At 74.3% G+C, this 13,410-nt stretch carries 12 protein-coding genes; 10 read left to right on the top strand and 2 right to left on the bottom strand.

Annotated elements, in window-relative coordinates; genetic code table 11:
* The 3 genes from VGL20_20885 to VGL20_20875 form a co-directional block, all read left to right on the top strand.
* On the top strand, positions 1-306 hold a 306-nt coding region (locus VGL20_20885; protein HEY2706145.1), incomplete at its 5' end, for a 2-phospho-L-lactate transferase.
* Positions 303-1,304 carry an LLM class flavin-dependent oxidoreductase gene (locus VGL20_20880; GenBank protein ID HEY2706144.1) on the top strand — a complete coding sequence of 334 codons (1,002 nt, stop codon included), beginning with the start codon at positions 303-305 and terminating at the stop codon, positions 1,302-1,304. The genes VGL20_20885 and VGL20_20880, both read left to right, overlap by 4 nt.
* 104 nt (positions 1,305-1,408) lie before the next feature.
* The gene (locus VGL20_20875; GenBank protein ID HEY2706143.1) at positions 1,409-4,291 is read left to right on the top strand and encodes an AAA family ATPase; all 2,883 of its coding nucleotides are present in this window, start codon (positions 1,409-1,411) and stop codon (positions 4,289-4,291) included.
* Between the two features lie 56 nt (positions 4,292-4,347).
* Here the strand turns inward: VGL20_20875 and VGL20_20870 are convergent, their stop codons facing one another.
* Together VGL20_20870 and VGL20_20865 are read right to left on the bottom strand one after the other, a co-directional pair.
* Complete coding sequence (locus VGL20_20870) at positions 4,348-5,751, bottom strand: hypothetical protein (GenBank protein ID HEY2706142.1); 1,404 nt, start codon at positions 5,749-5,751, stop codon at positions 4,348-4,350.
* 88 nt (positions 5,752-5,839) lie between these two features.
* Positions 5,840-7,324, bottom strand: a complete 1,485-nt coding sequence (locus tag VGL20_20865; GenBank protein HEY2706141.1) for an ABC transporter substrate-binding protein — start codon at positions 7,322-7,324, stop codon at positions 5,840-5,842.
* Positions 7,325-7,497: 173 nt separating this feature from the next.
* Here VGL20_20865 and VGL20_20860 point away from each other — a divergent pair, with 173 nt between their 5' ends.
* From VGL20_20860 to VGL20_20830, 7 genes are read left to right on the top strand one after another with little or no spacing between them, the layout of a single operon-like run.
* A complete protein-coding gene (locus VGL20_20860; protein ID HEY2706140.1) occupies positions 7,498-8,400 on the top strand; it encodes a branched-chain amino acid ABC transporter permease in 903 nt (300 codons plus the stop codon).
* Positions 8,397-9,440, top strand: a complete 1,044-nt coding sequence (locus VGL20_20855; protein HEY2706139.1) for a branched-chain amino acid ABC transporter permease — start codon at positions 8,397-8,399, stop codon at positions 9,438-9,440. The genes VGL20_20860 and VGL20_20855 overlap by 4 nt, the downstream gene beginning before the upstream one ends.
* Positions 9,437-10,399: an ABC transporter ATP-binding protein gene (locus VGL20_20850; GenBank protein ID HEY2706138.1), complete on the top strand. Its 963-nt coding sequence runs from the start codon at positions 9,437-9,439 to the stop codon at positions 10,397-10,399. The genes VGL20_20855 and VGL20_20850 overlap by 4 nt, the downstream gene beginning before the upstream one ends.
* Positions 10,399-11,139, top strand: a complete 741-nt coding sequence (locus VGL20_20845) for an ABC transporter ATP-binding protein (GenBank protein ID HEY2706137.1) — start codon at positions 10,399-10,401, stop codon at positions 11,137-11,139. Before VGL20_20850 ends, VGL20_20845 begins: the two co-directional genes overlap by 1 nt.
* 23 nt (positions 11,140-11,162) lie before the next feature.
* Complete coding sequence (locus VGL20_20840) at positions 11,163-11,528, top strand: hypothetical protein (protein HEY2706136.1); 366 nt, start codon at positions 11,163-11,165, stop codon at positions 11,526-11,528.
* A gap of 28 nt (positions 11,529-11,556) precedes the next feature.
* A complete protein-coding gene (locus tag VGL20_20835; GenBank protein HEY2706135.1) occupies positions 11,557-12,030 on the top strand; it encodes a hypothetical protein in 474 nt (157 codons plus the stop codon).
* 14 nt (positions 12,031-12,044) lie between these two features.
* A complete protein-coding gene (locus tag VGL20_20830; GenBank protein HEY2706134.1) occupies positions 12,045-13,409 on the top strand; it encodes an AMP-binding protein in 1,365 nt (454 codons plus the stop codon).
* Position 13,410 lies beyond the last annotated feature (1 nt).

The following is a 13,410-nucleotide window of genomic DNA, read 5'->3' as shown; positions in this document are numbered from 1 at the left end:
GCGCAACCCGCCGGCGGCGCGGCCGTGAAGGTCGGGGTGCTGCAGTTCTTCGGCTGGCTCGACCGCAGCCTCCCCCTCGACGAGGTCTACCGGGCGGCGGCGGTGGCCGGCCTGTACCGTGGGCTCGTCGACGGCTTCGTGCTCGACGAGCGCGACGCCGCCCAGACCGCGGAGATCGAGGCCCTCGGCATGCGGGTGCTCTGCGCCGACACCCTGGCCGCGTCGGAGCCCGGGCGTGCCGCGCTCGGCGCCGCGGTGCTGGGCTTCGGCCGCTCGCTGCGCAACCCGCCGGCGGCGCGGCCGTGAAGGTCGGGGTGCTGCAGTTCTTCGGCTGGCTCGACCGCAGCCTCCCCCTCGAGGAGGTCTACCGAGCGGCGCTCGAGCGAGTCGAGGTGATGGACCGCACCGGCTACGACGCCGTCTGGTTCGCCGAGCACCACTTCAACGCCTTCAGCGTCTGTCCCTCGGTGCACGTGATGGCGGCGCACGCGGCGGCGCGCACCACCCGGTTGCGCATCGGCACCGCGGTGACCCTCGCCGCCCTCCATCACCCGCTGCGCATCGCCGAGGAGGTGGCGTTGGTCGACGTGCTCTCCGGCGGACGGGTGAACTGGGGCGCCGGCCGGGGCTTCGACCTCCGCGAGTTCGAGGTCTTCGGGGTGCCACCGGCGGAGAGCGCAGAGCGCTTTCGCGAGGCGGTCGATGTGGTGCTCCGCGCCTGGACCGAGGAGCGGATCGAGCACCACGGCCGGTTCCACCAGTTCGCCGGGGTCGAGGTGCTGCCGAAGCCGCGGCAGCGGCCCCATCCGCCGGTGTGGATGGCGGCCACCTCCCCGGAGTCGATCCGCTGGGCGGCGTCGCAGGGCCACAGCATCCTCATGGATCCCCACTCCAGCCACGTCGAGATCGGCATCAAGCGCGCCATGTACCGCGAGGAGCTGGCCCGCCACGGTCACCCCGTCGACGGACGCGAGCTGCCCGTCGCCCGGCTGGTGGCGGTGGCGTCCACCCGCGCCGAGGCCGAGGAGGTGGCCCGCCGCGGCGCCCGCTGGACGCTCTCCTCGTACTACGGCCCCGAGCACCGTGCCCTCGGCGCGGTGGGGGCGGCCCGCACCGCGCCGCCGCGCGACCCGGTGGAGCGCTACCTCGACGGCGTCATGGTGTGGGGCACGCCCGACCAGGTGACCGACGAGCTGCTGCGGCTGGAGGCGGAGATCGGGCTCGACCACCTGCTCCTCGCCCCGCTGAGCCGGCGGTCGTTCTCGCTCTTCACCGATGCCGTGCTGCCGCGCCTCGCCGGGTGACCGCGGTGAACGGCGGCTAGCAAATCCTGGTCCGCGTCACCGAACACGGTTGTCGCCTTCCACGCCCCTGGGAGCGTATTCTCGCGCTCGAGGAGGCGGCAGGCATGGCCGGGAAGCCCAGGTTTGTGGGGCGGGTGGCGGAGGTCGCCGCGCTGGAGGCGGAGCGGCAGCGGAGCGCGGCGGGCGAGCTGCGCTGCGTCCTGCTCGCCGGCGACCCCGGCGCGGGCAAGACCCGCCTTGCCGAGGAGTGCCTCGCCCGGCACGCCGCGACCTGCACGACGCTCACCGCGCGCGCCCGCCCACTGAGCACGGTGGCGTCGTTCGGGGTCTGGGCCGAGGCCTTCGAGGAGCACCTGCGCCAGCTTCCTCCCGAGGAGGTGGCGTCGCTCTGCGGCGGGTTCCTCGACGACCTCGCCGGCCTGCTCCGCAGCGTCGCCGGGGTGCGCCGCGCCATCCCCGACCGGGAGCCGCCGCGAATCCGGTTCCTCGAGAGCCTCGGCACCCTGCTGACCAACCTCGCCCGGCGGCGGCCGGTGGTGCTGTTCCTCGACGACATGCACCTCGCCGACGCCTCCTCCTGGGAGGTGCTGGAGTACCTGGCGCTCCACTTCTCGCGCACCCCTGCGCTGGTGGTGGCGGCGGTGCGTCCCGGCGAGCTCGCCGACCAGCCGCTGGCGGTGCGGGTGCTCCTCGACCTCGAGCAGCAGGAGGTGCTCCGCCGCATCGACGTCGCGACCCTCGGCGAGGAGGCGGTCGAGCAGCTCGCCGAGGACCTGCTCGGCCGCACCGTGGGCAAGGACGTGCTCGACTGGGTCGCGGAGCGCTCGCGGGGGAACACCCTCTTCGCCGTCGGGCTGCTCCGCGCGCTGCGCGACGAGGGCGGGGTGCCCCGCCCCGGCCTGCGGGTGCTGCCCGAGGAGCTCGCCGACCGGGTGCGGGCGCGGGTCGGCCTGCTCGACCCCGACGCCCAGCGGGTGCTCGAGGTGCTGGCCGTCGCGGGCGGCCGGGTGGAGCTGGGCGAGCTGGTCCGCTTCAGCGGCCGGCCCCTCGAGGAGCTCGCCCCGGCGGTGCGCCGGCTCACCCGCACCCGCCTGGTCACCGAGGAGCAGCGCGCCCACCGGGTCGCCTACGAGGTGGCCCACCCGGTGATCGCCGAGACCATCTACGACGACATCGGCGGCGCCACCCGCTTCGCCCTCCACCGGCAGGTCGGCCGGGCGCTGCTCATCGCCGGCCACCTCGGCGAGGCGGCGCTGCACTTCGCCCGCTCCGCCGACAGCGGCGACGACGAGGCGATCGCGGTGCTTCGCGACGCCCTGCGCCAGGCCGAGGAGCGCGGCGGCTTCCGCGAGGCGCTGAAGATCCTCGGCGCCCTCGCCGAGATCCTCCCGCCCGGGGACCCGCGCTGGCTCGCCGTGGCCGACACCCTCGACCAGGGGGAGTGGGTGGTCGACCACCGCGCCGACGCCGACACCCGCTCGGCGGTGGCCGCTCTGCGCGAGATCGACGCGGTGCTCGCCGCCGGCAGCGGACCGGGGCTGCGCGCCACCGTGAAGAGCCGGCTGACCAGCTTCCTCTCCTGGGGCACCGGGCAGCTGGAGGAGGCGGCGGTCGCCGCCGAGGAGGCGATCCGCCTGTACCAGGCGGCCGACGACCCCACCCAGGCGCGGCTTGCCGCCCTCGAGCTCGCCTACGCGCGCGGGCTCGCCGGCGACCTCCCCGCCCTCGAGGAGGGTGCCCGCACCGTCCTCGCCGAGGCCGAGCTCGCCGGCGACGACCACGCCACCGTCCAGGCCCTCGGGGTGCTGGGCACGGCCACCTTCTACCAGGGGCGCTTCGCCGAGGCGGAGGCGGCGATCGGCCGGAGCGTGGAGATGGCGCGGCGGACGGGGAAGCTCTACCGGGTCACCTGGGGGCTGATGTCGCTGGGCTGGGCGTACGGCTTCGAGGGCCGCTTCGACGAGTCCCTGGCGGCCTTCGAGGAGGCCCGGTCCGTCCCCGGCTGGCGCGACAGCAACGTGCTCGAGCTGGAGTCGCACGTGCGCTGGCTGGCGGGCGACTACGCCGGCTCGCTCGCCTGCGTCCGCGAGGCGGTGGTGCTGAATCCCGGCGGCCTGAGCCGCCGCCGCGCCGCCGGCCTCTGCATCGCCGCCCTCTCCGCGGTCGAGATCGACCAGCTCGACGAGGCCCGCCGCGACGTCGCCACCGCGGCGCGGATCTACGGCGACCGCACCTGGTTCGTCGCGTCGGGATTCGCCCAGCACGCCGCCGGGGTGCTCGCCTGGCGGGAGGGGAGGCTGGCGGCGGCGGTCGCGGCGCTCCGCCGCGGCAGCGACGGCCTGCTGGCGATGGGGGCGGTGGTCTTCGCCGCGCCGATGCTGCTCGACCTCGCCGAGGTCGCGGTCGAGGCCGGCCTCCCCGCCCAGGCGGAGCTGGCCGCCGCCGAGCTCGACCGCATCGCCGGGATCACCGAGCGCGACCTCTTCCACGCCCACGCGGCGCTGGGGCGCGCCTGGGCGGCGATCGGTCGCGGGCACCACGCCCGCGGCGCGGCGGCGGCGCGGGAGGCGGGGACCCTGCTCCCCGAGAAGGCCAGCGCCACCCTGCGGGGGCGCAGCCTGGTCGCCTGCGCCCGCGCCCTGGAGACCCGGAGCTGCGCCGCCGAGCTCCACGCCCTCGCCGACGCGGCCAGCGCGTTCGAGGCGGGCGGAGCTCTGTGGCGGCGCGATCGGGTGGTGGAGGTGCTGCGGGCGCGGGGCCGCGAGGGGCTGCGCGCCGCCGATGCGGTGCGCGGCGCCGAGGGCATCACCGTGCGCGAGCTGCAGGTGGCGCGGCTCGCCGCCCAGCGGCTCACCGCCCGGGAGATCGGCGACCGGCTCTTCATCAGCCGGCGCACCGTCGAGGCCCACCTCGCCCGGGTCTACGTGAAGCTGGGGGTCGCCTCCAAGGGCGAGCTCGCCCGGCGGCTGACCGAGCTCACCGCCTGACCGGAGGCCGTCCCCGGGCGAGCCGGGGACGGCGCCCTACGCTGCGCTCCGCGGCCTCACGGGCGAGACCGGATGAGAAGGGTTCCGGCGAGGAGCACGGTCAGGACCGCCGCGGCGATCGCCAGGTAGGCGTCACGCATCCAGCCGGCGTCGGCCGGGGTCAGCTGGGTGGCGGCGAGGGTGGCGGTCCGGGGCGCCGCCGGAGCCTGCGGCGAGCCCGGCGGTGCCGCCGCGGTCGAGGGCGGGGCCGCGGAGTCGCCGGCCGGCGGCAGCGGCGTGGTCGGGGTCGAGGGATCGATCGCCGGCGCCGGCGGCTGACCCGTCGGGATGAGCGCGGTGGTGCTGCTCGAGCCGGTCGAGGAGCTGTCGCCGCGCCCGGGCGGGCCGGCGTCGAATGCGACCGGGCCGGCGCCGTGGGCCACCGGTGGCGCGGAGAGGTCGAGCGGGCCGCCGCAGCTCGGGGCGCAGCGGGAGGCGAGCACCGAGACCTCGGCGCCACCCACGGAGAAGCCCCCACCCTCGAAGCCCTGCGGGTTCTGGGTGCCGAGCTTGGGATCGCGGTGGATGACCTGGAGCACCCCGGTCACGGCGTGCACCGACCCGTCGTCGCCGGGGGCGACGCTCGAGGAGGTGAGCCGCACCTGGGGGAACCCGGCCTTGGCCATGGCCTCGTTGACCTGCGCCTGGGCGTTGGGCGACGCCTTGTCCCCCGCCACCAGGCCCTGGTCGGTGACCTGCACCGGGGTGCCGTTCACGGTGGCGCCCTCGACCACGGTGCGGGCGAGGCCCCTGGGCGGCGAGGGCAGGGCGGCGATGAACGCGTACGCCCGCGACGCCAGGCTCTCGATGTGCAGCGGCCCGACGGTGAGTCCGTGGAGCACCGAGACCGATTCCGCGACCACGCCCTCGTCGGCGGGCTCCGAGTGCGAGTCGACCACGGCGTGCTCGACGGTCAGCGCGCCGGGCACGATCACCTGGGTGACCGCGGCGTCGGCCCGGGCGTTCGGAGTTGCGGTCGCCCTCGACGTGAACCTGCCGTCGACCACCTGGGTCTTGGCGGTCCCGGTGAGTGGCCCCTCCCAGGCGGACTGCTGGGGATTGGCGGGGAAGAAGGCGTCGGCCTCGCCCGGTGGCGGCTCCGGCAGCGCCCCGCCCTTGCCGTTGCCGCCTCCGCCCGCGACCCCGTACACGTAGGTGCCGCCGGCGCCGCGCTGGATGAACGCGGCGGTGCTCTGGGAGCCGGGGGGCGGACCGTTGATCTCGACCTCGGCCCCCACCACCCGGGTCATCTCGTCGCCGACGGCGAAGAGGTATCCGGTGGCCAGCTGTCCCTGGGCGTGGGCGTCGACCGCGGTGAAGCCGGGGAAGACGCTCGGAACCCCCTCATCCGCGACCACGGGATGGAGGAGGCCGACCACCCCCAGGACCACCGCCGACACCGCCAGCATCGGCCTTCGCACGTTGCACCTCCGCATCCGGGTTGGACCTCGGCGCGCCGGGGGGCACCCGTCACCGGGCGCCCCTCGGCGGTGAGGCGGCTCTGTCAGTTCAGAGATGGGGATTGACGATCGGTCCCGCGATGTACTTCCAGCCGAGCTTCCCCCCGCCCACGTCCTGCAGCTGCACCAGGTAGGTGGTCTTGTTCGACCGGTGATGGCCGACGCTGAAGTTGACCTGGGGGCCGAGCCCGGTGTCGAATCCGCTGAGGCGGTCGAGGTCGTCCTTGAGCCGCTGGCGGGTGAGGTCGAGGCCAAGGCGCTTGAGAGCGTTGTTGAGCATGGTGCCGCCGACGAACGCCGCCTTGGTCCAGTTGGAGTGGTCGATGTTCGGGTAGTAGTGCTCGACCGTCTGCTTGTACAGCCGGTAGCCGGCGCTGCCCGCCGCGGGACCGGTGGGGTCGTCGGGCGTCCAGTCGATGGCCGCGATCGTCCCCGCCGCGGTGGGGCCGGTGAACTGGGGCGTGACCTGGAAGTACAGCGCCGCGTTGCCGGAGTAGCCGTGCTGCGGCTTGTAGCTCTGCGCCGCCGCCTCGCGCACCATCCGCGCGAAGATGCCCGGGTCGAGCATCGTGGTGATGGTGTCGACGTTGTTGACCCGGCACTGGGCGAGGAAGGTCGAGGTGCCGGGGTCGTCGAAGTTGGCGGCCTGGGCGACCGCCATCTGGCCGCCGCCGGCCTCGAGGATCTTCTTGTAGGCATCGGCGTAGGCCTGGCCGGTGGTGTTGTTGAGGTAGAGGACGCCGACCTTCCGGGTACCGTGCGCGAGCTGGTAGTCGGCGAGGTTCTGCGCCTGGTTGACCGCCGAGGCGCCCACCGGGAAGCTCCAGGCACCGGCGTACTGCGCCTCGCCCCAGCCGTCGCTGCCGACGTTGGGAACCTTCTGCTGGTCGAGGTAGGGCGTCACCGCGTCGTTGGTCGGCACCGACTGGCTGCACGCCATCGCGAAGACGTTCTGGCGCTCGACCAGGTCGCGGACCGCGGCACTGCCCTTGGTGGCGTCCCAGGCGTCGTCGCGCACCAGCACGTCGTACTTCCGGCCGTTGATGCCGCCGGTGTCGTTGGCCGACTGCAGGATGGCGCGGCAGGCGTACGACAGGTTGGCGCCGAAGGAGCCGACGGGTCCCGAGTAGATGCCGATGTGACCGAGCTTGATCGTGGTCGCCGTGACGCCGGTGTCGGTGGCGCCGCCGGCGCCGGGCTGGGGGACCCCCGCGCCGGGCTTCGCGGGACCGGGGACGCTGCCGGCGGGCCTGACCCCGGCGGGAGGTCCGCCGGCCGCGCCGGGAGCCGGAGCCGCACCCGCGGCCCCGGGGACGGCCGCGTTCGACGACTGGGTTCCGGACTGGGGCGCGGTGCCCTGCTGCGGCGCGGTGCCCGAGCCGGGGAGGGCGGCGCCGGGCGCGGCCTGGCCGCCCGACGGCGCCTGCGCCTGCTGCTGCTCGATGGCCGCCCGCTGCGCCGTGCTCCCGCCCCCGCAGGCGGCCACCAGCAGGGCGAGCGCGGAGCCCGCGAGTAGTGGACGTGATCGGATCACACCGTCTCCTCCTGTGCTCGCCGTACCGCGCCCCATCGTGCGCCGCGGGTGAGGCGGTGTCGTCCGTAGGCGCTACCGATTGCCCTACGTATCCGAATCGGTAGGCGCTACCGACGACGGCGCCGGATGGCGACGCTACCGTCGATCCGAGCCGCCAACCAAGGGAGAGCGCCGTGGAGGAACTGCTCCAGACCCTGATCATCGCGGTGATCGCGGGCTCGTTCTACTCGCTGATCGCCCTGGGGATGGTGCTCGTCTACCGGACCACCGGCGTGCTCAACGTCGCCCACGGCGGCATCGGCGTGCTCTGCGGCTTCGTCGCCTGGGACCTGATCACGCTGCGCCACGTGCCCTACTACCTGGGGGTGCTCACCGGCATCGTGGTGGCGGTGCTGATCGGCCTCGGCTTCGAGCGCATCGTCATCCGCCGCCTCGCCGGGCGGCCCGACCTGCAGACCATCTCCACCCTCGCCCTCTTCATCCTCGCCGAGGGGTTCGTGTTCATCGTCCCCTGGTGGGGCAACACCTGGGGCCAGCTCTTCCCCTCGCCACTCCTCGACAGAACGGTGCGGATCCCGCTGGCCAACTACTCCGTGACCTACGACCAGATCGTGCTGCTGGTGGCCACCGCCGCGGTCTTCGGCGGCCTCGCCTACCTGCTCCGCCGCACCCGGCTGGGAATGGCGATGCGCGCGATCTCCGACGACGGCACCGCCGCCCGGCTGATGGGGGTGCGCTCGCGGCTGATCTCCCCGGTGGTCTGGGGGCTGGCGTTCGGCCTGTCCGGCCTCACCACCATGCTGCTCGCTCCCATCCTCTTCCTCGACAACCAGTCGCTCACCGGGCTCACCCTCAAGGCGCTGACCGTGACCTTCATCGGCGGCCTGGTCTCGCTGCCGCTGACGGTTGCGGGGGCGATGGGGCTGGCGCTGCTCGAGGCGATCAGCCAGGTCTACTTCCCCGGCGCCAAGGGCCTGGCCGACGCCTGGCCCTTCATCCTCCTGGTGCTGGTGCTGGCGGCACGCTTCGCGCGCCAGCACGGCTCGCTCGACGACCAGGCGGTGGTGCGGGCATGAGCGCGGTCACCGAGGTCCGCTCCGCCACCCTGGAGGCGACCCCGGCGACGCCGGCCTCGACGGCGACGCTCCACCTCCCCGGCCGGCCGTCGGCGCGGGTGGTGGCGGTCCGGCTGCTCGGGCTCGCGATCCTGGTGCCGCTGCTGCTCACCGCCCCCTACGCGCTGAAGTGGGCCGGCCCCGCCTACGCCCTCGACTTCGGCCTGATCGTGGCGATGGCGACACTCTCGATCTCCGTTCTGGCCTGGATCGGCGAGATCACCCTGGCCACCCTCGCCCACATGGGCATGGGTGTGATCGGCCTGTACTTCCTCGAGCGCCACGGCGTGCCCTTCCTGCTGGTGCTGCCGATCATGGCGGTGGCCTCGATCCCGGTCTCGCTGGTGATCGGGGCGTTCGCGCTGCGGCTGCGCGGCGTCTACTTCGCGATCGCCACCCTGGCCTTCGGCTACCTCGCCCAGAAGACCTTCTTCCAGACCTACCTGGGCGGCCAGGGCGGCTTCGACCAGGTGATCGACCGCCCTCCGTTCGTCTCCGACGACTACCGCCTCTACTACCTGCTGATGGGCTCGCTGCTCGCGGTCGCGGTGGTCTGCGCGCTGGTCCGCCGGTCGTGGATCGGCACCCGGATCACCGCGCTCCGCGACTCGGAGATGGCCTTCGCCGTGCTCGGCCACTCGCCGGCGCGCTACAAGCTCTTCACGGTGTGCCTGGCGGGTGCCATCGCCACCGTCGCCGGCGTCTACTACGGGATCCTCCAGCAGGTCGTCCCGGCCAACTACTTCAGCCCGATCCTCGCCGTCCTCTACTTCGCGTACGCGGTGGTGGGCGGCTTCGGGTCGATCGGCGGCGCGATCGCCGCCGGGATCGTCTTCGGGACGGTGCCCAAGTACCTCGACTCGCTCTCCGAGGGCAGGTTCGTCGGCTACGACCAGTTCTTCGCCGGCTTCCTGGCGCTGCTGATCGTGCTCACCGCCCGGGGTGGGCTCCACGAGGTCGGCGGCCGGATCTGGCGCCGCATCGAGGGCCGGCGCACATGACCCAGAACGGCTCCCGTCCCGCCACCCCGATCGCCGACCCCGCCAAGCTCACCCGGCTCGACGCGGCGCGGCAGCGCTTCGCCGGGCGCACCACCCCCGGGGAGCTGAGCATCGACCCCGCCAAGCTGGCCCGCCTCCAGCCGGTGCGCGACCGCCTCGCCGAGCGCATGGCCCGGGACGGCGGCTGGCTCGCCGACCGGCGCGTCCACGGTGACGAGATCCTCGCGGTACGCGGGCTGTCGATCCGCTTCGGCGGGCTGCAGGCGCTCGACCAGGTGACGCTGGTGGCGCGCACCGGTGAGGTGACCGGGGTGATCGGGCCCAACGGAGCGGGCAAGACGACGTTCTTCAACTGCGTCTCCGGGCTGTACCGCCCCGACAGCGGCGAGATCACCTACGAGGGCAGCGTGCTGCGCGGCTCCGCCGTCGCCCGCGGCCGCCTCGGGCTGGGCCGCACCTTCCAGACCCCCCGGCTCTTCGCCAGCCTGTCGGTGCTCGACAATCTCCGGCTGGGCTGCGCGGTGGCCACCGCGGCGGGGAGGCCGTACCAGTTCGAGCCCAGCCTCTCGCGGCTGTGCGTCGCCGAGCGGGCGGAGCGGATCGCCCGCATCGTCGGCTTCCGCGGCGACCTGGCGATGCCCGCCGGCGCGCTCTCCTTCGGAGACCTCAGGGTGGTCGAGTTCGCCCGCGCCCTCTGCGCCGCACCCCGGCTGATGATGCTCGACGAGCCCGCCTCCGGCCTCGACACCGAGCGCGCCGGCGACCTGGTGGGGCTGCTCCGCCGGCTCGCCGACCTCGGCCTCGCCATCCTGCTCATCGAGCACGACATGAGCTTCGTGATGGGGCTGTGCGACACCATCACCGTCCTCGACTTCGGGACGGTCCTCGCCCAGGGCACACCCTCGGAGGTGCAGACCAACGAGGCGGTGATCGAGGCGTACCTGGGGAGGAGCGCCTGATGCTCGAGGTCCGCAACCTCGCCGTCGCCTACGGGCCGGTGCGGGTGCTGAACGGCATCGACCTGCGCGTCGGCGACGGCGAGATCGTGGCGCTGATCGGTCCCAACGGCGCCGGCAAGACCACCACCCTCAACGCCATCGCCGGGCTGCTGCCGCGCCAGGGCGAGGTGCTCCTCGACGGCGAGCCGCTGGCGCCGGTCGCCGAGGAGGTGGTGCGCCGCGGCGTCGCCCTGGTGCCCCAGGGCCGCCGTATCTTCCCCACCATGACGGTCGAGGAGAACCTGTTCATGGGGGCGTACTCGCGGGGCGGGACGTGGCGCGACGCCGCCCGCCGGTTCGGCCCCGTCTACGACGTCTTCCCGCGCCTCGCCGAGCGCCGCCGCCAGGCGGCGCGCAGCCTCTCCGGCGGCGAGCAGCAGATGCTGGTGATCGGCCGCGCCCTGCTCTCCGAGCCCCGGGTGATGCTCATCGACGAGCTCTCGCTGGGGCTGGCGCCGAAGATGGTGCTCACCCTGCTCGACACCATCAGACGGCTGCACAGCGAGCGCGGCACCGCCTGCCTGCTGGTCGAGCAGGCTGCCACCGCGGCGCTCTCGATCGCCGGCTCGGCCTACCTGCTGCGCAAGGGCGAGGTGGTCTTCCGGGGCTCGGCGGAACAGCTGCGATCCGAGGTCGACGTCCTCCACGGCGCCTACCTCGGGAGGACGAGCACACCGATGCAACCGGCGCTGCGCCGGTAGGGAAAGGAGACATGGACAGAGACATGCAGCGATTCGCACGCGAGCACAGCCGGCAGCTCATCGGCGGCGCCCTGGTGACCGCCGCGGTGGTGGCGCTCGTCGCCGGCTACGTGGCAATCCGCGACGAGATCTACGTCGCCATCCAGATGCCCTACATCCTCCTCGGCGGCGTCGGCGCGCTGCTGCTCGGCGGCCTCGGGATGGTGGTGATCCGCTCGCAGGACGACCGGGCGGTGCTCGACCGTCTCGCCGAGGTGGAGTCGACCAGCGACCAGCTCCGCGAGCGGGTCGAGTACCTCAGCCGGCTGCTGGAGGCGGCGCTGCTTCCCGAGCCCACCACCGAGGTGCGCGGCGTCGCCTCCCCGGAGCGTGCGGAGGTGCGCCGCTGAGGCGGCGGATCCCGCGAGGAGGGCGGCGATGCTCACCACCATCAGGGCCCGCGCCACCATCCCCCGTCCGCTGGACGAGGCGGTTCGGTGGTGCCGGTCGGGCGAGGCCCGGCTCTGCTTCCCCGGCGCGCGCGGCGTGCACGGCGACGGCGGCGGGCTCGGCTTCGAGGTGGGCATCCGTGCCCCCGGCGCCGCCGCCGCGACGGTGAGCGTCGACGAGTACCTGAAGGACCACGGCCGCGAGCGCGGCGGGCTCTGGTTCGAGACCTCCCAGGTCTGGACCTGGCCGACCCGCGAGTGCGGCACCTCCTGGCACCGCTACCACCTCGCCGGCCGCCAGGGGTCGACCGCGCTCGAGTTCACGTGGCGGTACATCCTCCCCGGGCTGGCCGGTGCCCAGGTGTTCAACGCGCTGCGCTTCCGCCGCTCCATCGAGCGCGCCGGCCAGCTCTACGTCGAGCGGCTGGCGGCTCGCGCCGGGCGGGTCGCCGTCCCGGCCTGAGCACAGTGGGTCCCGTGAGCGTCGCCGTCGCGAACCTCGATGCCGCCGTCCTCAGCCGGGTGGTGGAGGCCGAGGCGCAGCGCGATCCCGGGCGCCTCCTGCTCGTCTTCGAGGACGGCGGCCCGGCGGTCGAGCGGGTGACCGCCGGGCAGCTGGCGGTGCGGGGCGCCGGGCTCGCCGGGCTGCTCCACCACGCCGGGCTGCGCCGTGGCGATCGGGTGGCGGTGATGACCGGCAACCACCCCGAGTTCGTCTACGCGCTGGTCGCCAACGCCCGCCTGGCGCTGCCCACCGTCCCCATCGACCCGGACACCCGCGGCGACCGCCTCGCCCATTGCCTGCGCTTCGCCGGGTGCGCCGCGCTGGTCGCCGCCGACACGGTGGTGGCGGACGAGCGGGTGGCCGCGACGATCCGCGCCGGCGGCCTCCGCACCTGGGTGGCCTCCACCCCGGAGGGGCGCGCCCTGGGGCTCGACCCGGCCCGGGACTGGCCGCTGGTCGACGAGGCGGTCGAGGTCCCCGGGGCGCCCGCGGTCGCAGAGCAGGTCACCGATCTCGCCGAGCCCTGGCTGCTGGTGTACGGGGCGGGGGCCGAGCCCGACGCCGTCGAGATCGCCCACGAGCGGCTGCTGCTCTACCGCCGCCTCCCGGAGCTGCTCGGCTACCGCTCCACGGACGTGCCCTACACGGGACTGTCGCTGACCCGCGGCAACGCCCTGATCACCACCGTGCTGCCGGCGATCTGGGGCGTGGTCGCCCACACGGTGATCTCCCGCCGGGTCAGCCCGGCGCGGCTGTGGGACGTCTGCATCGCCCACGGCGTCACCACCTGGACGAACCTCGGCGAGCTCGCCACCGCGGTGTACAGCGAGCCCAGCTCGCCGCGCGACCGCGGCCACTCGGTGCGGTTGGTGGTGAGCGCGGGGATGCCCCGGGAGATCTGGCACCCCTTCGAGGAGCGCTTCGGGGTGAAGGTGCTGGAGTGGTATGGCAGCATGGAGGGCGGGTTCGCCTGCAACCCGGTCGGCGTCGGCCCGGTGGGCTCCTTCGGAAAGCCCCCCGATGGCCTGCTCGAGATGGAGGTGGTCGACGGCGACGGCCGTCCCGTGGCCGCCGGCCAGGTGGGCGAGCTGGTGCTCCGCCCGGTGGGCGGCCGAGCACGGCTCCGCTACTGGCGGAACCCCGCCGCCGCTGCGCGCCGGCTGCGCGACGGCTGGCTGCGCACCGGCGACATGGTCGCCCGCGACGCCGAGGGCTGGCTGTACCTCGCCCATCCCCCCGACCCGGACGGTCTGCGCCGGGTCGCCGACCCGATCGGCGAGGTGCCGCCCGGGGACGACGCCGAGCAGCCCGACGTCCACGTCTACGGGATTCCGTAGC

It is taken from the genome of Candidatus Dormiibacterota bacterium (genome assembly GCA_036495095.1).
In the GTDB taxonomy this organism is placed as follows: domain Bacteria; phylum Chloroflexota; class Dormibacteria; order Aeolococcales; family Aeolococcaceae; genus CF-96.
The sequence above is the reverse complement of the archived record's forward strand: the minus strand, read 5'-3'. Positions and strand labels throughout refer to the sequence as shown.